This is a genomic window from Streptosporangium sp. NPDC006007 (assembly GCF_040614315.1).
Lineage (GTDB): Bacteria > Actinomycetota > Actinomycetes > Streptosporangiales > Streptosporangiaceae > Streptosporangium.
Genome location: NZ_JBEXUG010000008.1, coordinates 1 through 23021, shown reverse-complemented (window position 1 = coordinate 23021; position 23021 = coordinate 1). Strand labels below are relative to the sequence as shown.

The following is a 23021-nucleotide window of genomic DNA, read 5'->3' as shown; positions in this document are numbered from 1 at the left end:
CCGCCGGGGCAGTCCGCCCGGAGAGCTCTAAGGCGCCACTCGTTCGTGATCGGACCGCCCAGCCGGGTTTCACCGTGTGATGGGGACGTTGGACACGGAGCAGGGTTGTTCCGCGCCCACCCCGCAGACGTTGTTGAGCATGTAGCTGGGAGGGTTGCCGGGAATCGGCCCGCCGTAGACGCTGCTCCAGGCGTAGATGAATACGTACGCGCCGAACACCAGGTTGAGACATCCGGTGACACCGAAGAAGCGCAGCACGGTCGAACGGAGGAGCGGCCTGGTTGATTCATCGGCACCTCGCTCTCCGAGAGAGTTCCCGTAGTTGTCGCGGAAATGGCGGAGAGCGCCAAAAGAGGTGAAGAGTGCGCTGGCCACAACGGCTTCATATATCGGGTATTGGTAGGTCTCACCGCTCCAGAGCGTGAGCTCGGGAATCGTGTTCCAGAACTGATAGAAATGGAGTCGCACATATAGGTTGTCGACGAATGGCTCGATAATAAGAAACGTCGCGAAGAGGCATCCGATAAGGCCGGCCTTGCTCATGTGAGGCCAGCGTTGCGCGCACAGGTTCATCACCCTGCAGCCGAACTTCGCCAGAAGAAGAAAATATGCGCCGTAGGCGATTTCGTAGAGGAGTGGAAGTGGTTCACGGAAATTTTCCTGGTTGAGGAATCCGGGCAGGTAAGGCCCCCAGGACCCGAGGTTGAAGTAGTAGGAGTTGTAGGTTTCGGCCGCGGGTCTGAAGAAGTTCATGTACGGCTCAAGCCAGGCGAGTTGGGTGCCGCCGATCAGGGCCAGCGCGTCGTAGGTGACGCGACGCTGTCGTCTGCACTGCCGGACGACGTGGACCACGCTCCAGACGATCGCCGCTACCGACATGCCCTGGATCGCCCAGGCGCCGATCTGATAGGCGAGCGGGACCGGGGTCGGGCCGGTGGCGGTAGGAATGGCGCGACCTGTGACGATCCAGGCGGTCCAGGCGAAAAGTGCGAAGGCGGTGCAGACGACGCCGATGGCGGCGAACCAGAGGACCGGCCGGGTGCGCCGACGCGTTTCCACGGGGGCGTCGGCCCGCGGGGAATGAGACGTGGTCATGTTTCCCGCCCTTTCAGGTGCCGGGGGCCGAGGTGCTCCAGGCTCCATCCATGGGGGTAGGAGTGGGGGGTGCGCATGTAGGGGCGGCGGCGGGGCGGGGCGAGACGCAGGAGGCGCCCCCGGGCGCGCAGGGCCCGGCGCACGGTGGCGGAGAACCAGGCGGGCGTCCTGGGCTGGTCGAGCATGATCCGGATGTCGTCGTCCAGGAGGGAGACGATGCCCCGGGCGGCGATCGCCCCGGTGCCCCGTGGGCAGAGATCGGCGATGATGCCCAGGACGTAACCCACCATGGCGCTGTTGGCGTAGTGCCAGGCGCCGCGCTTCTTGATGTCGGCTTCGAGCCAGGCTTTGAAGCCCTCGTACGTCTCGGGAATGTCCTTGATGCCCATCAGCCGGCCGAGACGACGATGCGTCAGGACCAGGGCGCGTTCTTCGGGCTCGGACAGCCTCCGCCAGCCGTAGGCGTTGATCCAGTCGATCGCGGACACCAGATGGCCGGCGAGGATGTGTAGATAGTCGGTGTTGTCGATCTCGTAGTGCCCATGGATCCGGTTCAGCTCGCGGACGGTGGCGCGTCCGTCGGGGGTTTCCATGCCGTGGCGGTGGGTGTCGAAGGGGAACAGCATGGTGTCGTCGTAGCGCTTCATGCTGTGATGGGCGAACTCTCCGGTCGAGGCGAGGGTGTGGGTGATCGAGGGGATGACGAAGTCGGTGATGAAGGCGAAGGAGTACCCGGTGTTGTAGTCCCAGGGGAACTCGTAGCGGGTGGTGAGCTGGAAGATCTCCTCGTAGTCGCGCTCCGGATCCAGGGTCTGGATGTAGCGCAGGCGGCTGTAGCGGCCCATCAGTCTGTTACCTCGCTGTCGGGAACCAGGGTCATGTGATCCAGGAGCCAGCCGGTGAGAGCGGCGGCGCTGGGTTTCGTCCAGATGACGCCGGGCTGGATGGTGATGCGCAGGTTGCTGGACAGGCGCTGTTGCAGTTGGACGGCGCCGAGCGAGTCGAGACCCAGGAGAACCAGGCTTGTATGGGCCCCGATGTGCCGGGTGGTGTCGCCGAGGAGTTCGCGGACCTGGCCGATGACGAACTCCTGAAGGGTCCGGTGACGTTCGGACGGGCCGCCGGCGGCGAGGAGCGCGTCACGGATCGGCGAGCCGCCGTGTTCCGCGGAGACCGGGTGACCGGTCAGGAGATCGGCCAGGAGAGCGGAGTTCTTCAGGGCGGGGTAGGGGGCGGTCCACAGGACGGGGTCGATCGGGGAGTAGGCGACCTGGCGATGGTCTTCGCCGAGGATGCGCTCGAAGGCGTCGAGACCGTCATCCGGGTTGATCATGATGAAACCTCGGTCCGCGAGGTGCCGCCCGCGGCCCGCCTGGGACCAGGCGCCCCAGTTGATCCCGGTGCCGGCCAGGCCGTGGGCGCGACGGTGGGCGATGAGGGAGTCGAGATAGGCGTTGGCGGCGGCGTAGGCGCCTTGGCCCGGGGAGCCGATCAGGGAGGCGATGGAGGAGTAGACGACGAAGAAGTCCAGGTCCAGCCGGAGAGTGGCGTGGTGCAGGGCCCAGGCGCCCGCGGCCTTGCCACGCCAGACCCGTCGCAGGAGCTCGTCGTCGAGGTTGGTGAGAGTGGCGTCCTCGACCACGCCCGCGGCGTGGATGACGCCGCGCAGCACACCGCCCGAGCCGGAGGCCGCCGTGAGGGCCCGGTCGATGACGTCCGCCGCGGCGATGTCTCCGAGAACGAGGTCGACGCGGGTGCCGATGGCGCCGATGTTCTCCAGTTCCCGTGCGGTGTCGGGGGTGGGGCTGCCGCGGCCGACCAGGACGAGGTGACGGGCGCCGCGTTTGGCCAGGCGCCCGGCGGTCAGCAGGCCCAGTCCGCCGAGGCCGCCTGTGATCAGGTAACTGCCGTCGGGCCGGATGAGGGTGGTCTGTCTCCTCAGGGGTGAGGGAGCGGCCGGTCCCGGGCGGACGCGGGCGAGGTGGCGGACGCCGTCACGCCAGGCGACCTCGCGGATCGGCTGGCCGGCGGCGAGCAGGTCGGGCAGCACGGCTTCCAGGGGGGTGTCGCCGGAGATCTCCACGCTGCCGGCGTGCAGTTCGGGGTGTTCGAAGGCGGCGGATCGCAGCAGGCCGCGGACGCCCGCGGCGCTCGGCGTCTCACCGCCGCGCCACATCACCCACAGGTGAGTCGACGCCGTGCGGGTCGCGAGGTGCCGGAGCACCCCGAGGGTGCGGCGGACGGCGTTGAGAGCGGCGGCCGGCGGGCTCTGGGCGTCATGACGGTCGAGGATCAGCAGGACGTGACCGCGGGGCTGGGAGGTCTCGTCGTTCAGCGCCGCGGTGAGCGCCGCGTCGTCCACGGGCTGCTCGGGGAGATCCGGGTGCCGCTCGGGGAGATAGGGGAGCAGACGGCTGCCGGCTGTGTGTTCGCCGAGCATGCGGTGGAGCCGTTCACCCCAGAGGGTGTCGGCGGGAGCGATGACCAGCCATCGCTGACCGGTGGACTTCACGTCCGCCAGGGGTGGTTCGGGACGCCAGTCGAGGTGGGCCAGCCGGTCGGCGTAGCGCTGCTCGGGTGGGGTGATGTTGGTCAGACGCAGGCCACGCAGTTCGGCGACGACGGTGCCGTCGGCGGTGGTCAGGAGACCGGAGGCGTGGCAGGTCAGGTCGTCGGCCCGATGCACGGTGACTGAGGCCACACGGGCGTGCCCGGTGGGGCCGTACACGCTTATCCCGTCGAATCCGGCGACGACGACGGGGCCGGGGCTGACGGGGCAGTGCGCCAGCCAGGCGGCCACCGCGGTCTGGACGAACTCGTCGGCGAGTACCGGGTGCAGCCGTAGCGCGGCGGCGGAGACCCGGGCGCTGTCGTCTATGCGCAGTGAGGAGACGGCCCGGTCGCGGTCGGGATGGATCTGGACGCGGTCGATGGCCGCGAAGGCGGGGCCGTGGAAGACGTCGTGACGTTCACGGAAGTGCCGGTGCAGGTCGGCGGGGGGTGTGTCGGTCCACGCGTCGGTGGGACGGTGGAGCAGATCCGTTTCGGCGGGGGGCCTGTCGCCGGGAAGAGCCCGCACCGTGGCGTGAGCGTGGACGAGCAGGCCGTCGGCACTGCGGGTGATGATCTCCGCGCGTGCCTGCCGGTCGTCCCCCCGGATGAGACGGGTGGTGACCTGTGGCTCGGGGTCCAGGACCAGCGGGGTCACGACGCGCAGGTCGTCCAGGGCGACGCGGTCGGTGCCGAAGGCCTCGGCGCCGGCGGCGAGCAGCATCTCGGCGTAGCCGGTGCCGGGCAGTACGGGGGTGCCGGCGACCCGGTGGTCGGCCAGCCAGGGCAGCCGCCGGGGGCCGATGGGGGACTGCCACAGGTGGCGCCGCGGTTGGTCGGGGTCGTGGACGTGGCCGCCGAGCAGCGGGTGCTGGACGGCGGCGGGCAGGTGCGGGGCGACGAGCGCGTAGGGGGTGTCGGCGCCTCCGTGACGGGTGCGGTTCCACGCGGTGGTGGGCGCGTCGGCCAACCGCCCGTCACCGTAACGCGTGGTGAAGTCGATGCCGTCGAAGCCCGCGGCGTGCACGGCGGCCAGATGGGTGAGGAACGCCTCCTGGTCGTCGGTGTCCCGGCGCAGCGACCCCACGGTCACCACGTCTTCGACGCCTTCCTCTCGGGCGATGTCGAGGATGGGGCGGGAGGCGAGGGGGTGAGCGGTGCACTCGATGAACAGCCGGTGGCCGTCGCTCAGCGCGGCGGTCACGGCACGCTGGAAGTGCACGGTGTCACGCTGGTTGCGCACCCAGTACGAGGCGTCGAGCGGGCCGGGTGCGCGCGGGTCGTCCGTGACGGTGGTGTAGAAGGCGACGGCGCCGGGCCGGTGGGGGCGCACCTCCGTCAGGACGGCGTGCAGTTCGCCGATGACGGGATCGACCTGTGGCGAGTGCGAGGCGACGCCGACGTCGATCATGCGGGCCACCACGCCCCGCGCGTTCCAGTGCTCGACGAGGCCGCGGACCTGTGCCGCGTCCCCGGAGATCACCGTTGTGCGCGGGCCGGTGAGGACCCCCGGAAAGACCCCGTCGGCGCCGGCGGCGTCGATCGCGGCCTGGGTGTCGGCCGCGCCGAGCATCACCGAGGCCATCGCCCCGTGGGCGACGCGGGCCAGCAAGGTCGCGCGACGGCAGATCACCTTCACGCCGTCTTCGAGGCTGAGCGCGCCCGCGACGACCGACGCGGCCACTTCGCCGAGCGACTGGCCGATCACCGCGGCCGGCTCCACCCCCCACGAGCGCCACAGCGCGGCCAGCGCCACATGGATGCCGAACAGGGTGGGCTGGATCCGGTCGACACCGGCCGGGCCTTCCGGCTTCGTGATCATCTCCCGAAGCGAGAAGCCGGACTCCGCGCGGATCAGCGGCTCCAACTCGTCGATCACTTGAGCGAACACCGGCTCGTCGTTCAGCAGGCTCCGGCCCATTCCCGGGTACTGTGAGCCCTGTCCGGTGAAGACGAACACCGGCCCCGGGTGTCCCGGCGGCAGCACCGGTGTCCCGGTCGCCGTCCCCTCGGCTTCCCTGCCCTCGGCGAACGCCCGCGCCCGTCCGGCGAGTTGGTCCGTGGTGTCCGCGATCACCCCGAGGCGGTGGTCGGCGTGGCCGCGGCGCATCGCCAGGGTGTGCGCGGTGTCCGCCAAATCCGTCGACGCGCCGTCTCCCTCCACCCAGTCGGCGAGGCGGGAGGCGGAGGCGGCCAGTGATTCGGCCGAGTTGCCGGACAGCAGGAAAAGCCGCCGTGTGCCCGGAGCGGGCCTCCGTTTCGCGGCAGCCGGCCTTCGAGCGGTGGGGGCCGTTTCCACGACCACATGCGCGTTGGTGCCGCTGACACCGTAGGAACACACCGCGGCCAGCCGGGAGGCGCCCTTGACCGGCCAAGGGGTCGGCTCGGTGGGGACGAACAGCCGCGACCGCGTCTTCCGGTCGATTCCCGGATTCCACCGTGCGAAGTTCTGGTTGGGCGGGATCACGCCTCGGCGCAGGCACTCCACCGTCTTGATGAAGCCGGCGATGCCGGAGACCGGCTCCGAGTGCCCGATGTTCGTCTTCACCGACCCCAGGGCGCATCGGCCCCGGCCTCTGCCGTAGACGGCGTTTATCGAGGTGTACTCGATCGGGTCGCCCACCCCGGTGCCGGGTCCGTGCGCCTCGACCAGGCCGACCTCACCCGGGTCGATCTTCGCTCTCTCCACCGCCGCCCGAAACAGCTGCTGCTGCATCTCGGTGGACGGAGCGGTGAGCCGGGTCGACTGCCCGTCGTTGTTGACCGCGCTTCCGCGGATCACCGCGAGCACCCGGTCCTCGTCCCGCAGGGCGTCGGCGAGCCGCTTCAAAACCACGGCCCCGGCGCCCTCACCACGCACGTACCCGTCGGCACGTGGATCGAAGGCGTAGCAGGCACCGTGTCCCGACAGCAGCAGCGGCGCCTCCAGGTAGTGGGTCTGTGGGGCGAGCATCAGCAGCACGCCGCCGGCCAGCGCCATGTCGCACTCGCCCAGCGTTAAAGCCCCGCAGGCCACATCCAGCGCCACCAGGCCCGACGAGCAGTGTGTGCTCACCACCATCACCGGGCCACGCAGATCCATCGCGAAGGCGACGCGTCCCGCGGTGCCGGCCGTGTAGTTCCCGAACAGGTAAGGGCTGTTGGGGGCGTCCTCGACCGGGCGCGCCTCGCGGAAGAGATTGTCCTGAGCGTACGTCCCTATGTAGACACCGGTCCGTGAGCCGCGGACACGGCTCACGGGGATGCCGGCATGCTCCACCGCCTCCCAGGCGACCTCCATCATCACCCGTGACTGTGGATCCACCCACTCCCGCTCCGTGGGGGCCACCGACAACGCCTCCGGCTCCCAGGCCCACACGTCTCCTTCGAGAAAGCACCCGACGGCCGCCGGAGCCTCAAGCCGCGGGTCATGCAGGGCCGCCAGCCGTTTCGCGTCCCAGCGGTGGGGGGGTACGGGCCCCGCCGTCTGCCGCCCCTCGGCCGCCAGCCTCCACAGACCGCCCGGTGTCTGGACCCCGCCGGGAAATCTGCAGCCCATTCCGATCACCGCGATCGGTTCTGTTTCGGATGCCGACATCGCGAACTCCTATCCTGTATTCACCTCGTCGCGGCGGACGGGCACATGAGCCGTCACGCTTTCGGGACTGAGGGGTCCGAGGCGGCCTGATCGATCACGCGGTGGTCGATCCGGCAGAAACCTCGACCGGCACGAATATCGCACCCGCCCCATGACCCTTGCCGATAATGGTGAGAGAGAAATGAGTCTGCCCATCCAATCGGCGCGCGGACAAGGAAGATTTCCCTTACCGTTCCATTTGAGCCGGCCACGATTCAGCCCGCGATCGGCCTCAATGCGTTCACCATCGGCCAGGTCGTCGGGCATATTTCCCCGCCAGTCCGGCCGTGTGCCATCGCCCATTCGATCGCCGAAAGACCTGGAAAAAATTTAGTTGTACCCGCCCAAGGCCGCCGGGAGACGGTATCGGTTTTCGTTGATTTGCCCTGCAAATCCGGTGGGTCAAGCCTCTCCAATTTTTGTTGGACCCCTCAGGAAGAAAAGATGAGATGCTTGCCGTCTTGTCCAAGGCGGAGGAGAGCATACGGAGGAAAACATGAGGAACGACGGCGGATTCCTTATCGGGATCCCTGGTGAAGGCGTCGAAGAACCGAGACCGGCGACGGAATTCGTCTCCTGCCTCCGACAACGTCTTGAGGTTGAGGTTCCGGCCCGGCGGGTGGCGCCGTGAACGGCGAAATCCCCAACGTGATCCTCGTGGGCGGCCCCGCCGGCCTGCCCGACGACCAGCGCGTCCACCATGTCAAGCCCGGCGCCGAGAAGATCAAAATCCCCTGCGGCAACGGCTACGAACATTTCGTGCCGACTGACAGGACCATCGATGTGGACGGCCGTTCCCTGACCGTCTACGAATGGTCCGGGCGAACCCGGATCGCGGAGTAGAAAAGCGCCGTCGCACGTCGGGGAAAAACCCGCACGACATGGACAACGGGTATCATGTCCATCCCATTATCCTTGCCGGCAACCGCCGTACCACTTCGGCTGCGGCAGTCGGCCCGCATGCGGAGAGAGGAATTCTGCCGCCGGGAAAAGAACCGCCCGCGGATCACCGCTCCGGTTGCGCCAGGCGGGCGATATCCCGGACCTCCCTCCTGATCAGCGCGTTGTTCTGCATGTGCAGCAGCGATATGGCCTGTCGCGCCAGCAGGTCGTAGCGGAGTTCCTCCGGGCAGATGCGCACGGCCTTCTGCAGAGCGAAGACGGCGGCCGTCGCGTTGTGGACGCTCACGTGCGAAACGGCCAGCGCGATGAAGTGACGGGCCTGCCGCTCTCGCGCGAACAGGTGCTCGACCTCCAGACTCTCCCCCAGCTTGATGGCCTGGCCGTGCCGGCCGAGGTAGGCATGGATCCGTACGGCGTGCAGTTCCACATCGGTGGGACCGAAGGCGGAGTGCAGGTCGTTCCGGTCTGCTTCCAGCCGTTCCCCTCTCTCCCGCGCCCACTCCAGCATCTGCTCCGCGAGCAGCCGGTCACCCGCGGCGGCACAGGCCAGAGCCGCGGTCAGGTAGCAGGCTCCCGCGACCGAGACGGCCTGGGGCCCCTGTGTGTCGAGGGCATCGACCCGTTGGATCGTTTCCAGGCACAACTCGCGGGCCAGGGTGGCCCGGCCCAGCCGGATCAGCACCTCGGCCAGCCCGCCGTAGGCCACCGCCGTCATGAGCGGGTCGGTCGAGCGCCTGGCGTGAACCAGCGCGCGATCGGAGGCCAGCAGGGCGAGGTCGTGCTGGCCGCATTTGCGGAGGAAGGCCGAGAACAGCCGGTAGGTCTGCACGAGGTTGACCGCGGTGGCGGCCACGTCTTCCGGGGTGGCGTGATCGGCCGACGCCTCGGCCATCAGGAGCAGGCCGGGAAGGGCGCGGCGGGTCTCGGTGTAGCGCCGGGGGGAGCGCTGCCACAGGTCCCAGGCCATCGAAAGGTACCCGCACAACCGGTGGACACTCGGCACCTCCTCGGCCGGTGACCCGCGTAGACGCAGCAGGACGTTGACGATGTCGGAATACTCCGCTTCGGCGCGCGGTAGAGGTAGGTTGGTGGGGACGCTGAGGAATTCGGACAGCTCCTCCACCTCAAGAACTTCGGCGAGCTTGAGAAGGGTGGAGAGCCGATCGAGTTTCCGGTTTCCCTTCTCAATGAGCCTGAGCCATTCCTCGCTGCACCCGATGAGGTCGGCGAGGGCTCGTCGTGACAGTTTCCTGGCGCGGCGGGCGGCCTCGATGCGCTCTCCACTCACCAGATCGTCAGGCGGATTTCCCCTGCTTTTTTCGGCCATACGCCATCGCCCGTTCGACCGCAGAAAATCTGAGATTTTAATTGTGCCAACCTGGAACCGTCTGAACACTCTATCTGTGTCTTCAGGTTTGCCCCTCAAATCTGGTTGGTACCGTTTCCCAACTTTTTTTGGGGTTGATCGGACAGGTGACGGGACGCGACCGAGGTTGGAAGATTGGGCCGGCGTTCTCCCGGCATTCCCGCTCGGCGTGCCGGCCCCCGGCGGCGTCCACGAGCAGGCAACCGCCCTCGGGGGCGAACACCGCGGCCTGGGCGATGACCCGGAACCGTCCGTCGAGGTTGGTTCCGCCGATCCAGACGGTGGGCGCGGCCCGTCACCCAGCACGCGGTAGGTGATCTCGCGTCCTTCCCGTGTGACGCGGCCGGCCGTCTTGAACATGCCTCTCCCCGCGGATACGGCGCCGAGGGGGCTGATCCCGGGCCGAATCTGGAGCGAACAGGCGAAGTGTCATTGGACTGCTACCAGATCGCCACCGTCTCACAGTCGTGGGGCCGCGTCGACGCCCCTCCCCGCGCCGCGACAGCCACGCTTTCGCTCACTGAGCCGTTCCGGCGGGGGAGAGTTCAGTGCTTGCCGGGGCGGTCGCGGTCGCTCCGGTGGCGCAGCGCCCAGCGGATCAGCCAGCCGGTCAGGACGAGGCCGATCAGGACGGCGACCGGCGGGGCGACGCGTTTGAGCAGCGGGCGCCCGGCGATCTCCATGAGGTCGAGGGCCTCCTCGTCGGCGGTCCGGGAGGTCCGGGAGGTGCCGGCCGGGTGGATGTCGCGGCCACGGGCCTTCTCGGCCTCGGCGGTCTCCCGTGCCGGGGGGACGGAGCTGAGATGGCGGTGCGGCCCGCCCTGCCCGAAGGACTCGCCGAGAACCTCACCCCCGAAGTCCTCCGGAGCCTTCGAGATCGCCACACTTTCCGGGCTCGCCGGGGCTTTCGAGGGCTCCGGGGCCTTCGGCGCGGCCGAGCCCGCCGAGCCCTCCTGAACCGCCGAGCCCTCCTGAACCGCCGGGACCGCCGGTGACTCCGGGGCGCTCTCCACCGGCACGGCCGGTTCCGCGCCGCCGCCCTCCAGCAGCCGGGACAGGTTCACCGCGAACCTGTCGATCAGTTTGGCGCCCACCTCGGCCATGACACCCCGGCCGAACTGGGCCGGGCGGCCGGTCACGGTGAAGGAGGTCTCGACGGTGACCCGGGTGCCCGCCCCCTCGGGGCGCAGCCGGGCGAGGACCGCGGCGGCGGCCGTGCCCGCGCCCCGCGACTCCTTGCCGGAGGCCCGGACGGTCAGGGTGTGGGCGTCCTTGTCCACGTCCTCGAACGCCGCCTCGCCCCGGTAGGTGATCGTGATCGGCCCGACCTTCACCTTCATCCGGCCGGTCAGGGAGTCGCCCTCCACCGCCTCCAGGGTGGCTCCGGGCAGGCAGGGGGCGACCCGCTCGACGTCGAGCAGCGCCGACCACGCCTGCTCGACCGGCACCGGAACCGTGAACTCGTGCTCGAATCGCATCGCCATCGGTCCGCTCCTTGTCGGTCCACCGCCCACACGGCATCACCACCGCGCGTGTCGGCACTACCAGTCTGCCCGTCCCACCGGTGGAAAGACCACCTTCCCTCCGGCGGAGCCCCGGGGCTCCGCCGGAGGCGTGGGCTTCCGCCTCACGGAGGGGGAAGGCGGCTCGCGGCTCTGACCGCCCGACGGGTCAGCACCCGGGCCAGGTGGCGGCGGTAGTCGGGGGCGCCGTGCAGGTCACCGGGGGGCGAGGTGCCCTCGTCGGCCAGACCGCAGGCGTCCCCGGCCGGATCGGGTACGCCGTTGGAACCGGACGGTGCCGGGCGCACGCCGCGCAGCGCCGCCTCCACGGCCCGCGCCCGCACCGGCGCCGACCCCATGTTGGTCAGGGCGATCCGCGCCTCCCCGATGACCCCCTCGCTCAGCCGTACGGCCGCGGCCACGCCCACGATCGCCCAGGACTGGGCGGTCCGGTGGAACTTCTCGTAGTGGAAGCCCCAGCCGGGGCCGAGCTTGGGCACCCGGACGCCTACCAGTACCTCGCCGGGTTCGAGCGCCGGCTCCAGGTAGTCGACGAAGAACTCGGAGGCCGGGATCTCCCGCTCGCCGTCGCCGGATCTGGCGACGAACACGCAGTCCAGCGCCAGGGCCACGGCGGGCAGGTCCCCGGCGGGGTCGGCGTGGGCCAGCGATCCGCCGAAAGTGCCGCGGTGCCGTACGGCGGGGTCGGCCACGGTGGCGGTGGCCAGCGCGACCAGCGGGGCCTGCTCCCTGACCACCTCGGAGTGGCGCACCTCGTCATGGGTGGTCAGCGCGCCGATGAACACGTGGTCGCCCCGGTCCGCCACGCCGCGCAGCCCGGCCAGCCGCCCGATGTCCACCAGGGCGGTGGGGTAGGCGAGTCGCAGGCGCAGCAGCGGCAGCAGCGACTGGCCGCCGGCCAGCACCTTGACGTCGTCCCCTGAGGACGCGGCGTCGGCGAGCACCTGACAGGCCTCGTCCAAAGACGTGGGCCGGATGTAGTCGAACGGCGCGGGAATCATCGGGCATCTCCTTCGGATCCGGCCGTGACCGCCTCGGTGACCGTCCTCCAGACCCGTTCCGGGGTGCACGGCATCCGCACGTCGCGCACGCCGTACGGACGTAGCGCGTCCACGATCGCGTTGACCACCGCCGGGGTCGAGGCGATCGTGCCGGCCTCTCCGACGCCCTTGACGCCCAGCGGGTTGCTGGTCGCCGGGGTCTCGGTCCGGTCGGTGGTGAAGACCGGCAGGTCGGCCGCCGACGGGATCAGGTAGTCGGACATCGTCGTGGTGAGCAGGTTGCCCTCGGAGTCGTGGACCGCCTCCTCGAACAGGGCCTGCGCGATGCCCTGCGCGATGCCGCCGTGCACCTGCCCCTCGACGATCAGCGGGTTCACCACGGAGCCCACGTCGTCCACCGCGACGTAGGACCTGATCGTGGACCTGCCGGTCTCGGTGTCCACCTCGATCGCGCACAGGTGGGTGCCGTGCGGGAAGGAGAAGTTCTCCGGGTCGAAGGTCGTCTCCGCGTCCAGGCGGGGCTCGAATCCGTCGGGCAGGTCGTGCCCGGTGAAGGCGGCCAGCGCGAGCTCCTGGATGCTCTTCCCCTCGGCGGTCCCGCGCACCTTGAACGAGCCGCCGCTGAACTCGATGTCGTCGGCCGACGCCTCCAGCAGGTGCGCGGCGAGTTCCCTGGCCCTGTCCTTCACCTTCTCGCAGGCCGAGAGGACGGCGATGCCGCCCACGACCAGCGAACGGGACCCGTAGGTGTCCATGCCCTTGTGCGAGACGGCCGTGTCGCCGTGCAGCACCGAGATGTCCTCGAACGGCACGCCCAGCGCGTCGGCGGTGATCTGGCTCCAGGCCGTCTCGTGCCCCTGGCCGTGCGGGCTCGTCCCGGTGATCACCTCGACCTTGCCGGTGGGCAGCATCCGGACCGAGGCGTGCTCCCAGCCGCCCGCCCCGTAGCTGAGCGAGCCCAGCACGCGAGACGGGGCCAGCCCGCACATCTCGGTGTACGTCGAGACGCCGATGCCGAGCTGGACCGGGTCGTGCCGGGCGCGCCGTTCGGCCTGCTCGGCCCTGAGCCCGTCGTAGCCGAACAGCTCCAGCGCCCTGTCCGTGGCGGCCTCGTAGTTGCCGGAGTCGTAGGTCAGCCCGCAGACCGTGGTGTACGGGAACTCCTCGTGGGTGATCCAGTTGCGGCGCCGTACCTCGACGGGGTCCAGCCCGAGTTCGTGCGCGAGCTCGTCCACGGCCCGCTCGATGGCGAACGTGGCCTCCGGACGGCCCGCGCCCCGGTAGGCGTCGGTCGGCATCTTGGTGGTGAACACGCCCGTGCAGGTGAAGTCGTAGGCGTCCACCTTGTAGATGCCGCTGTACATGAACGCGCCGAGCAGCGGCACGCCCGGTGTGACCAGCATCAGGTAGGCGCCCATGTCGGCGAGCAGGTCGACCTCGACGCCCCTGATCCGCCCGTCCGGCTCGGCCGCGAGCCGGATCCGCTGGAGCTGGTCGCGGCCGTGGTGCACGGTCAGGTTGCCCTCGGAGCGGGACTCGGTCCACTTCACCGGCCTGCCCAGCCTCCTCGTCAGCAGGAGGGCGAGCACCTCCTCGGCGGTGACCTGGAGCTTGGACCCGAAACCGCCTCCCACGTCCGGGGCGATCACCCGGAGTCTGTGCTCGGGGATGCCGGTGGTCATGGCCAGCATCACGCGCAGCACGTGCGGGATCTGGGTCGAGGAGTACAGGGTGAAGGTCTCGCCGTCGGTGGTGGCCACGACAGCCCTGGGCTCCATCGCGGTCGGGATCAGCCGCTGCTGGACGTAGGCGCGGTCGATCACCACGGGGGCGTCGCGGAACGCCGCGTCGATGTCACCCCCGGCGAACTTCCAGGTGAAGGCCCGGTTTCCCGACTCGTGGACCGTGGGGGCGCCCTCGGTGAGCGCCTCGGTCATGTCGACCACCGCCTCCAGCGGCTCGTAGTCGATCTCGATCGCCTCCAGGGCGTCGGCCGCCCGATAGCGATCGGTGGCGACCACGCAGGCCACCGCCTCGCCGGCGTAGCGGACCTCGCCCACCGCCATGGGCGGATGGTCGGGGATGACGACGTCCTCGGTGACCGGCCACGCGCACGGCAGGCTGCCCTGCTCGTCGGCGAAGTCCCGGCCGCCGTAGGCGGCGACCACGCCGGGCAGGGCGCGTACGGCCGAGATGTCCACCCGGGTGATCCGGGCGTGCGCCATCGGGCTGCGCAGGAAGGCGACGTACAGCATGCCCGGAAGCTGGATGTTGTCGGTCCAGGTGGTCCGGCCGGTGACCAGCCGGGCGTCCTCCTTGCGCCTGCGCGCCCTGCCGACCTCCCGTGTGGCGGAGGGTCCATGGGCGGTGGAGGGCGTGTTCGCGGTGGAGGGGGGAGCGGGCCGCCCGTTCCCGTTGGCCCGCCCGGCGGCCGGGCCCGTGCCGAGGCGCTCGCTCATGACGTCCGTGCCTCCGCCCGCGTCCCCGTTCCTGTTGCCGTTCCCGTTCCCGTTCCCGCCCGCGTTCCCGTTCCCGTTCCCGCCCGCGTCCCCGTTCCCGTGCCCGTCTCCGTCGGGGTCTCCGGCCGTGCCTCCGCGCCCGCTCCGCGCCGTGCCATCTCCTGGGCGCCGCGCCGTACCGCCCGGACGATGTTGGTGTATCCGGTGCACCGGCAGAGGTTGCCTTCGAGCCCCTCGCGGACGGCCTCCTCCGACGGGTCCGGATCGTCCTTGAGCAGGTCGAGCGCGGCCATGATCATGCCGGGGGTGCAGTATCCGCACTGGAGGGCGTGCTCGGCGTGGAACGCCTCCTGCATGGGATGCCACTCGGCTCCGCGCGCCAGGCCCTCGACCGTGACGACCTCGCCCCCGTCGGCCTGTACGGCGAGCACGGAACAGCTTTTCGCGCTCCCGCCGTCGAGCGCCACCGTGCAGGCGCCGCAGTTGCCGGTGTCGCAGCCGACGGGTGTCCCGGTCTTACCGAGGCGGTCTCTCAGCAGGTGGACGAGGAGGAGACGCGGTTCGACCTCCTCCTCATAGGTGATTCCGTCCACCTTGATGGTGATTCGAGGCATCCGTCCTCCAGGTGCACCTGTGACGGCTCGGACAGGTGAGAGCCGACAGAAGTGAAGGTACGCCCCTGTCCTGCCCGGTCAAGGCCCCCGCGAAGCTCGGCCCTCAGGTTCTAACGAACGTCGCAAATCCCGATCTGCTCAGGGGCCTTCTCACATGTGTGCGGCCGGAGATACTCGAAACTCCAACCTTCTGATCCGTAGACCTAGGCATAGGGGCCGCCGGCTTTCACTGAAGTTCGTCTTCCCAGCTCATGGGCCTTGGTGAAAGCCAGCGGAAGTCAGCGAACATCGCCGCGTTGCACATCTGGCGGCCTCCGTCCCAGTCGTCGGCCAGAGCGGCCAGGGCGTGGACGCCGGCCAGCCGGACTGCGGCGGACTCGGCGCCGAGCTTGTCGCCGGCTTTGTCGAACCGCTCGGCGTACAGCTTGGTGTCCTCGCGGCGGGCGGCCTGGCGGGCGCGTTCGTTCTCCTCCCGGGCGCGGTGGTTCTCCTCTTCGGCCAGTCGCTGCTTGCGGTAGGCGACGACCAAGGCGACCGCACCGCCGATACCGCCGACCACGGCCAGGGAGATCTTGATGATGTCCAGCAGGGTCTTCAGGCCGTACTGCTTGCCGGTGGTCTCGGGCAGGCCGAGCCAGGCCAGCGCACCGCTCAGCAGCAGCGCGGCCAAGGCGCAGGCGGCGACCAGGGTCAGGGCCATCGCGGCGCCGATGTGCAGCAGCTTGACCGGCCGGTGCTCCGCGGTGCCGGGGCGGGGCGCGCGGGGCAGCCGGGAGAGGATGCGAGGGAGAAAACGCGGCATATTCTCACGATGCCCGGTTGATCACCGAGTCGGAGGGAAGATCGGCAAGCCCGTTTCCGGATCTTCGCCTGGTCCCCAGACGGAACCGCCGAACTGTCCGTTATCGACTACCCCGGGGAGTGGCCTACCCGTATCCGCTCGATCTTCGGCGAGTACTACGGCGACCTCTATTTCGATCAACCACATCGCCGGGATCCTCGGGATCCGCAAACAGTCGCTACACGAGCTGATGCGCAAGGGCCAGGCGCTCCTGGAGGCCCAGCGCGTACGGCTCGGCGTGGTCAGCCTGCGCGAGCGGCGCCGTGCCCGCCTGGTCGAAGCTGGCGCTCCGGAACGCCGCGCGGTCTGAGACGAAGTCGGCGCTCCACTTCGGAGAGCGCGGCGCCGACTTTCATGTACCGCCTGGATATCGGTGCAGAGGAGTAGGCGAAACCACCGACGCTGAAACTGTGCCGGGGGGCTACCGTGACGGCACCCACAGCGGCGAGGGACAACGGGGCCGCGCGGTCAGGCATCCCACGTACCCGGCCGCGCGGCGCCCTTCATGCTGAGGTCAGAGGTCTCCGCTGTGGATGCCCGCGAGGAAGTCGCTCCAGGCGGCCGGGGAGAAGGTCAGTGCCGGACCGGAGGGGTCTTTGCTGTCTCGGACGGCGACGAGGCCGGGCAGGTTCGTGGCCACCTCGACGCAGTTGTCGTTGCTGCTGCCGCTGAGGCTGGACTTGCGGAACTCGGCGCCGGACAGATCAGGGGAGATCATGCTCACTCCTCACCGCAGCGATGAGAACTGCGGATTCCTTGGGGGACAGGCAGGCGCTGGCAAGGCGCTCGAATGACAGCTTAAGGTTACGCACCTGATCAGTGGCCTCCACAAAGACGTCTCCGCCGGGACACCCCGTGTAACCCACATCTGGATCTTCGACGTCAAAGGACAGGACGGAGAACGCGCCGTCCAAGCCGATGTGCGAGCCTACGGTCAATGGCAGGATCTGAATAGTGATGTTTGGCCGCTCAGCAACGTGGAGCAGGTCATCGAGTTGGCGGGCCATGACGGAGGGTGGTCCCATCGGACGCCGCAGGGCGCCCTCGTCCACCAGTGCGTGAAACATCGGCGCGTTCGTTCCGAGGAGGCAGACCTTGCGGGTCATCCGAGCGTCCACCCGCCGCCTCATATCGGATTCATCCAGGTCGGGACGGCCGCCTCGGATGAGTTCGCGGGCATAGTCCTCGTGCTGAAGCAGACCAGGGATCAGCAGGGGCTCCCAGGTGCGTATGGCGGATGCATCTGCTTCCAGAACGACATACGAACCTCCGAGTACATCGTGGTAAGCCGTCCACCATCCGCGCACAGCGGCGTCCTTACAAAGCTGGATGAGCCCGGCCTTGGTGGCGGAGTCCGCGCCGAAGAGATCGCAGGCATGCCCGACATTCGCCGCGGTCAGCGCGATCCTCGCGTTCTCGATCCGGTTCACCTTGCTGACTGACCAGCCGAGTTGGACGGCCACCTCCGTCACGCTGAGGCCGGCATTTTCGCGGAGTCGCCGCAGTTCACGGCCCAGACGGCGGTGGCGAACGGTGGGGGACTTCATCGACATGATGGCATTCTGCCGTCACTTTCCTCAAAGTTCTATGAGCAAAACGCTTGCGCATGTGCGCATTGCATGTTGATGATGTGATCTAGCGCACCCCCGAAGGGACCACCATGGCGACCGCAGTTCCGCGACTACCCTCTGCGTCAGTCTTCGGTCTGCCGACTCTCGCTTTGATGCCATTTGTCTCGGTGGTGCACGAAAGTCCCGATCTGTGGAACGGTGTATACGAAACCCTGATCCCGCAGGTATGCAATCACCTTCCGCACGGTCGTGCGCGCGATACTGAACTCTTGAACCATCTGAACTTCAGAGGGAACGAGATGACGCGGTTGATACTCTCCCCGCTCGATCCTCCCCCGAAGAATCTCGACCACTTGGATCCATATGGGCCGGTCAGGCTCGAATTCGATCACACGACGAATGTAAACGGATGCCCACGCGCTAGATCATCTAGCTACGAGTGCAGACGTGTAGAGATAAGTATTCGAACACAAGATCGACCACTCTCGGCTGGATGTGAACAGGCCACATAAGGCGGACCCGCCCGGCGCTAGCGACGTCCGGACGGGCCCTTGATCAGGAAGTAGGTCCTGACCCATGACCAACCCTAGTGCTCCGGTCCTCGACCGGACCACGCCGATCCGGGACGGCTGCGGCTGCTTCGCCAACGCCGTACCGATGCCGATGGGGTGCGCCCTGTGCGGGCACGCGCCCTACGCGCACGGCTGTCTCGACCGGCCCGCCGATCACGAGTACGCGCAGCCGTCCGGCGCGCTGACGGAGATGCGGTTGGAGGCCCGCCGCCACGGCGGCCCGTGCATCCTCCCCGCCGTCGAGCCGCCCGTGGACGTGGCCCCGACCGAGGTGATCCCGCTGGTGCCCGCGCAGCGCCGCCCCGACCTGCCTGTGATCGCTCCGGCCGCGCCTGTCGTACGGCCGCCGCTGCCCAAGCGGACACCCCGCCCTGTCCGGCGTCCCGCGCCCCCGTTCAGGGCCACCGCCGCGCCGCCCCGGCGTGAGGACGGCCGGCGCCCCGCCCCCCGCGATATGCCTCCGGCCATCGACCGTGCTCCCAGGGCTGAGACCACCCCGCCTGCGCACCGGCCGCCGACCCCGTACGGCGCACCCCAGAGCCTTCTTCCCCACCCCATAAAACGGGCTCGCCGGACGCCGGCAGCGTCCAGACGAGCCCTCAACCGGACGATGGAGGTCCGATCAATGCACGATGCTAGTTCCAAAATGCCCGAGTCCGCGACGCCGGTGATCCCTGGCTGGCAGGTGTTCCTCAGCGACAGGGGCCGTTTCTGGGCCAGCCGATGGGAGCCGTTCTCCAAGGAGGCGTTCCACGCCGGGGCCGAGCGGACGGTGGACGCCGACACCTTCGAGGAGCTCCAGGCCGAGACCGCCCGCCAGGAGGAGACCGCGGCGGCCGGGAAGGTGACGTCATGAGGTGGCGCCGCGACCCCCACGACACCCACACCTCCGGCCGTCACCGCGCCGGGCAGGTCCGCACCGCCGTGGTGCATCGCCGCCTGTGGGACGGCCCCGCCCGCGCCCAGGCCGAACGACTCGCCCGCACCTGGCCGAGCTGGGTCGTGCTGTACGGCGTGGGCAGCCGACGCTTCTACGCCATCGCCACCTGGCAGATATCCGAGCCGCTGATGGTCGACGCCGTTAGCTCCGAGGAGCTGGAGAGGCGGATGTACGAGGCCGTTATGACCGTGACCGCCCGCCGCGAAGCTCCTCTCACCACCCCGACACCTCCGGCGCCCCCGACGCTCCTGGCGTCCTCTTCTTCCCTGAGCAGGCGCGGTAGCGCCCTTTCCCCGGCACCCGCCGCCGCGCCGCACCACTCCCGCCGCCTCTACCAGGGCGCGGCTTAGAACCGGTGCGGCGCGGCATCGTATCCCAGGGGACACCGTCGCGCCGTCCGTCGTGCGGCCCGGGTCGGAGGGGGCCCGGGTCGCACACCCCTCGCGCCCAGCCCTCCATCGCCCGCAGGACCTTCCAAACGCCCAGCCGCGCTCGCCGTACCCGCAGAGATCCTCGACCGCGTCCGCCAGTGGTCCCCCGACTCCCACCAGGAGATCTCCCATGAAAGCCATCAAGATTATCGGTGATGACGGCTCCACCCGCCTCACCCCTTTCCCACCCCTCCCGCTCCGCTTTGAGTCGCTGCGCCTCCTGGCCTTCGAATCGCTGCTGACCCCGGCCGAGGTCGCCCTGATGTTCCGGGTTGACCCCAAGACCGTCACCCGCTGGGCCAAGGAGGGCAGGCTCACGTCCATCCGCACGCCCGGCGGTCACCGCCGCTACCGCAAGAACGAGGTCCGCGCGCTACTGCGCGGGTCAGCAGGCTCTGCCACATGAGAACGAACAGACGGCGCCCAAGCCGAGGGCGCGATCCGACCGCAAAACTCCGGAGAAGCGATCCCTCCCTTTTCCCGCGCCACTGCTGAAGGCTGCGTACGGTGGCGCGGACATCGTCGATCGTCGAACCGAAGGGCCTCTGCCATGACCTGGCTCATGCTGGACCATCCCGCCTGGGACCTTGACGCCGGTGCCCCGGTCAGGGCTCTGCGCACTCCGGAAGGGGCATGGAGGCTTACCGGCTCACTCAACCGCACGGCCACGCTGATCCGCGGAGACGGCCCTGCGCCCGTCGTCGATTCCTACGACCCCGCGGTTCTGCTGGACGAGCGGCTGCCGGACGGGCTCGCCGCCGCCTTGCGCCGGCTGGGCCGTGTCGAGCGGGTCCGCAACCCCGATCTGTGGGAGGCGCTGGTGACCGGAATCGTCCGGCAGGTGATCCGCGCCGGGCAGGCCCGCAAGATGCACCGCGCGTTCCGGGCCGCCGCGGGTGACGCTGTCGGGGCCACATGGCTGGTCCCCACTCCCGAGCAGACGCTCGCGCTCAGCGTCGAGGACTTCGCCGCGCTCGGCATGGCCTTCAAGCGCCGACCACTCCAGGCCGCAGCCGCCGCCCACCTGGACCACCACGCCGAGTGGGCGCAGCTCGCCCCCGACGCGCTGGTCAAGGCCCTGCAATCGGTGCCACGCATCGGCCCGTGGACCGCCGGGGCCGCCGTCGCCGACTTCTCCGGCGACTTCTCCCTGTACCCGTACGCCGATCTGGCCGTCCGCACCTGGGCGGCGCTGGCCGACCCCTCCAACGCCTGGCCCACCGACGAGCCAGGGTTCGCCGCCAGGTGGCGGCGCCTGGCCGGGCCGCACCTATCCGTTCTCACCGTCCTCACACTCGCCTGGGGAGATCACCATGCACACGCTGATCAAGGGAGTACGCACCACTGACCCAAGCACCACACCTGCGCAGCTCGACCTGCTTCTCGTCAACGCCCCTCTGCGGGACTACTCCCTCCGGCCCCGCGTCAACGACTACACCCTGCCCGTGTTGGGCACGGCCTACATCGCCACCTACGCCGCTTCCCAAGGCTTCACGGTCGGTGTCCTGGACGCCGAGGCCGCAGGCCTGCCGATCGCCGACACCGTCAGCCTGATCAACCAGAGCGCGCCTCGCTGGGCCGGCTTCAACCTGCTGGCCCCCACCTACGAGATCAGCGCGGACATCGTCGCCGCCCTCGACCCGCACATCCGCGTCGTGGAGCTGCTGGCCGACCACCGCAACCGGACCGGCCTGCCCGGCGTCATGTGGCGTGACCCCGTCCTGGGCACGCCGGTCAGCGGCGGCCGTCCCGGCACCGGCTACCACCTGGCGCCGGACATCGACGCGCTGCCATTTGTCGATCGCGGCTACCTCGTCCATGACCCCTATCGGGCCGAGGACGACCGGATCGAGGCGAACATGGTCGGGGCGCGCGGCTGCCCCTACGACTGCTCGTTCTGCGGCGCGGCGGTCTCGGTGAACCCGGACGTGACGATCCGAGTGCGCGAACCGTCCGGCATTCTCGGCGAGATGCACCGGCTCCGCGACGACCAGGGCGTGACGGCGTTCCGGTTCGTCGACGACCTGTTCCTCGGTGCCCGCCGCGTGATCGACCGGATGACGGCTGCGTTCGCCGCCGAGAAGGTGAGCGAGTGGGCGGTGTGGGACGCCACCGGCCGGATCAACGTGCTGCACCGGGTGCCGGATGAGACGCTCGACCTGCTCGCCGCGTGCGGGCTGCGCGAGGTCGCCCTCGGCATCGAGTCCGGCTCGGAGCGGATGCTGGCCTACATCGACAAGCGCATCACCCAGGAGATGATCCTCAGCGTCGTCCAGCGCCTCACCATCCGCGGCATCAAGGTGAAGGGCTACCGGTCTGCGGGCTAGTGCTCCGGCCTTCAGGCCGGGGGTGAAGGCCCGCGCGGGAGTGCCCGCCAGGGCGCGAGCGTGCCCTGGCCTTCGGTGTTTCGCCGCTGTTCCCACCATGTGTAGGGCACGAGAACGGCGAAGGGGTGGCCGTTGCGCTCGATGACGGTGGGTTCGCCGAGGTGGTGGGCGGCGTTGACGCGGTCGCCGAGGTGTTCGCGGATCTCGCGGATTCCCATACGTTCAGTCACAGGTCGAAGGCACACTGATTACCGTGCAGCTTCGTTTCAACTACCGCCTCCGCCCCTCGCCGGGTCAGCGCCTGGCGCTGGCCAAAGCGTTCGGATGCGCGCGGACGGTGTTCAACGACGGGCTGCGCCTCAGGCGGGACGCCCACGCGGCCGGGTTGCCGTACATCTCCGACGGGGAGCTGTCCAAGCGGGTCGTCACCGAGGCGAAGCGAACCCCGGAGCGTGCCTGGCTGGGCGAGGTCTCAGCGGTCGTCCTTCAGCAGGCGCTCGCCGACCTGAACGCCGCCTACCGCACCTTCTTCTCCTCCCTGTCCGGCAGGCGGAAAGGCCCGAAGGTCGCCCCGCCCCGGTTCCGGTCGCGCAAGGACAACCGGCAGGCCGTCCGCTTCACCAAGAACGCCAAGTTCAAGGTCACCCCCGGCGGGAGGCTGCGCCTGCCGAAGATCGGGGACGTGGAGGTCCGCTGGTCGCGGGACCTGCCGTCCGAGCCGTCCAGCGTGACGGTGATCAAGGACGCGGCGGGCCGGTACTTCGCGTCGTTCGTCATCGAGACGGCCGGCGAGCCGTTGCCGCCGACACCGGCCGAGGTCGGCATCGACCTGGGCCTCACCCACTTCGCGGTCATGTCGGATGGCCGGAAGGTCGACAACCCGCGCTTCCTACGCCGCACGGCCAAGAGGCTCCGTAAGGCGCAGAAGGCGCTGAGCCGCACGCAGAAGGGCTCGGCGAACCGCAAGAAAGCCGTCGTGAAGGTCGCCCAGGCGCACGCCGGGGTGGCCGACGCGCGCCGCGACTTCGCGCACAAGCTCTCCACGCGACTGATCCGCGACAACCAAGCGGTGTACGTGGAGAACCTGGCGGTGTCGGGTCTGGCGCGCACGAAACTGGCCAAAAGCGTGCACGACGCGGGCTGGTCGCGGTTCGTCGGCATGCTGGAGTACAAGGCGAAACGGCACGGCCGCACCTTCGCCAGGATCGACCG

The 23021-nt window shown here is 69.4% G+C and carries 19 protein-coding genes and 1 pseudogene; 7 read left to right on the top strand and 13 right to left on the bottom strand.

Annotated features, from left to right (window positions below):
* Positions 1-69: 69 nt before the first annotated feature.
* Genes ABZ194_RS08925 through ABZ194_RS08915 form a run of 3 tightly spaced genes read right to left on the bottom strand, consistent with a single transcriptional unit; the run spans position 70 to position 7222 of the window.
* Positions 70-1095, bottom strand: a complete 1026-nt coding sequence (locus ABZ194_RS08925) for a spirocyclase AveC family protein (RefSeq protein WP_355593976.1) — start codon at positions 1093-1095, stop codon at positions 70-72.
* Complete coding sequence (locus ABZ194_RS08920) at positions 1092-1940, bottom strand: oxygenase MpaB family protein (protein ID WP_355593974.1); 849 nt, start codon at positions 1938-1940, stop codon at positions 1092-1094. Before ABZ194_RS08920 ends, ABZ194_RS08925 begins: the two co-directional genes overlap by 4 nt.
* Entirely contained in the window at positions 1940-7222 is a 5283-nt protein-coding gene (locus ABZ194_RS08915; RefSeq protein WP_355593972.1) for a type I polyketide synthase, read from the bottom strand. The genes ABZ194_RS08920 and ABZ194_RS08915 overlap by 1 nt, the downstream gene beginning before the upstream one ends.
* Before the next feature lie 666 nt (positions 7223-7888).
* Here ABZ194_RS08915 and ABZ194_RS08910 point away from each other — a divergent pair.
* Positions 7889-8104 carry a DUF5988 family protein gene (locus tag ABZ194_RS08910; RefSeq protein WP_355593970.1) on the top strand — a complete coding sequence of 72 codons (216 nt, stop codon included), beginning with the start codon at positions 7889-7891 and terminating at the stop codon, positions 8102-8104.
* Positions 8105-8267: 163 nt separating this feature from the next.
* Here the strand turns inward: ABZ194_RS08910 and ABZ194_RS08905 are convergent, their stop codons facing one another.
* The 9 genes and pseudogenes from ABZ194_RS08905 to ABZ194_RS08865 form a co-directional block, all read right to left on the bottom strand.
* Positions 8268-9452 (bottom strand): helix-turn-helix transcriptional regulator, encoded by a 1185-nt coding sequence (locus ABZ194_RS08905; protein ID WP_355593968.1) that lies wholly within the window; start codon positions 9450-9452, stop codon positions 8268-8270.
* A 623-nt stretch (positions 9453-10075) separates the two neighbouring features.
* On the bottom strand, positions 10076-11014 hold the full coding sequence (locus tag ABZ194_RS08900; protein WP_355593966.1) for an SRPBCC family protein: 939 nt from the start codon (positions 11012-11014) through the stop codon (positions 10076-10078).
* A 143-nt stretch (positions 11015-11157) separates the two neighbouring features.
* The gene (locus ABZ194_RS08895; RefSeq protein WP_355593964.1) at positions 11158-12054 is read right to left on the bottom strand and encodes a xanthine dehydrogenase family protein subunit M; all 897 of its coding nucleotides are present in this window, start codon (positions 12052-12054) and stop codon (positions 11158-11160) included.
* On the bottom strand, positions 12051-14513 hold the full coding sequence (locus tag ABZ194_RS08890) for a xanthine dehydrogenase family protein molybdopterin-binding subunit (protein ID WP_355593962.1): 2463 nt from the start codon (positions 14511-14513) through the stop codon (positions 12051-12053). The genes ABZ194_RS08895 and ABZ194_RS08890 overlap by 4 nt, the downstream gene beginning before the upstream one ends.
* A gap of 155 nt (positions 14514-14668) precedes the next feature.
* Positions 14669-15127, bottom strand: a pseudogene (locus ABZ194_RS08885) ((2Fe-2S)-binding protein); the annotation flags it as partial.
* 226 nt (positions 15128-15353) lie between these two features.
* Positions 15354-15929, bottom strand: coding sequence for a hypothetical protein (locus ABZ194_RS08880; RefSeq protein ID WP_355593960.1), 576 nt, complete (start codon positions 15927-15929; stop codon positions 15354-15356).
* A 553-nt stretch (positions 15930-16482) separates the two neighbouring features.
* The gene (locus tag ABZ194_RS08875; protein WP_355593958.1) at positions 16483-16686 is read right to left on the bottom strand and encodes a DUF397 domain-containing protein; all 204 of its coding nucleotides are present in this window, start codon (positions 16684-16686) and stop codon (positions 16483-16485) included.
* Positions 16673-17521 carry a helix-turn-helix transcriptional regulator gene (locus ABZ194_RS08870; RefSeq protein ID WP_355593956.1) on the bottom strand — a complete coding sequence of 283 codons (849 nt, stop codon included), beginning with the start codon at positions 17519-17521 and terminating at the stop codon, positions 16673-16675. Before ABZ194_RS08870 ends, ABZ194_RS08875 begins: the two co-directional genes overlap by 14 nt.
* 140 nt (positions 17522-17661) lie before the next feature.
* A complete protein-coding gene (locus tag ABZ194_RS08865; protein ID WP_355593954.1) occupies positions 17662-17931 on the bottom strand; it encodes a winged helix-turn-helix domain-containing protein in 270 nt (89 codons plus the stop codon).
* A gap of 184 nt (positions 17932-18115) precedes the next feature.
* Between ABZ194_RS08865 and ABZ194_RS08860 the strand changes: the two genes are divergently transcribed.
* The 5 genes from ABZ194_RS08860 to ABZ194_RS08840 all read left to right on the top strand — a co-directional run bounded on the left by ABZ194_RS08860 (position 18116) and on the right by ABZ194_RS08840 (position 21809).
* Positions 18116-18967 carry a hypothetical protein gene (locus ABZ194_RS08860; protein WP_355593952.1) on the top strand — a complete coding sequence of 284 codons (852 nt, stop codon included), beginning with the start codon at positions 18116-18118 and terminating at the stop codon, positions 18965-18967.
* Entirely contained in the window at positions 18964-19401 is a 438-nt protein-coding gene (locus ABZ194_RS08855; RefSeq protein ID WP_355593950.1) for a hypothetical protein, read from the top strand. Before ABZ194_RS08860 ends, ABZ194_RS08855 begins: the two co-directional genes overlap by 4 nt.
* A gap of 292 nt (positions 19402-19693) precedes the next feature.
* Positions 19694-19888 (top strand): BldC family transcriptional regulator, encoded by a 195-nt coding sequence (locus tag ABZ194_RS08850; RefSeq protein ID WP_355594273.1) that lies wholly within the window; start codon positions 19694-19696, stop codon positions 19886-19888.
* Between the two features lie 144 nt (positions 19889-20032).
* Positions 20033-20830, top strand: a complete 798-nt coding sequence (locus tag ABZ194_RS08845) for a hypothetical protein (RefSeq protein WP_355593948.1) — start codon at positions 20033-20035, stop codon at positions 20828-20830.
* Complete coding sequence (locus ABZ194_RS08840; protein ID WP_355593946.1) at positions 20796-21809, top strand: radical SAM protein; 1014 nt, start codon at positions 20796-20798, stop codon at positions 21807-21809. The genes ABZ194_RS08845 and ABZ194_RS08840 overlap by 35 nt, the downstream gene beginning before the upstream one ends.
* A gap of 11 nt (positions 21810-21820) precedes the next feature.
* On the opposite strand, the gene ABZ194_RS08835 is transcribed toward ABZ194_RS08840, so the two are convergent.
* On the bottom strand, positions 21821-22039 hold the full coding sequence (locus ABZ194_RS08835; RefSeq protein WP_355593944.1) for a type II toxin-antitoxin system Phd/YefM family antitoxin: 219 nt from the start codon (positions 22037-22039) through the stop codon (positions 21821-21823).
* A gap of 23 nt (positions 22040-22062) precedes the next feature.
* Between ABZ194_RS08835 and ABZ194_RS08830 the strand changes: the two genes are divergently transcribed.
* Positions 22063-23021: transposase (locus ABZ194_RS08830; RefSeq protein WP_355593942.1), on the top strand; the 959-nt coding region annotated here is incomplete at its 3' end.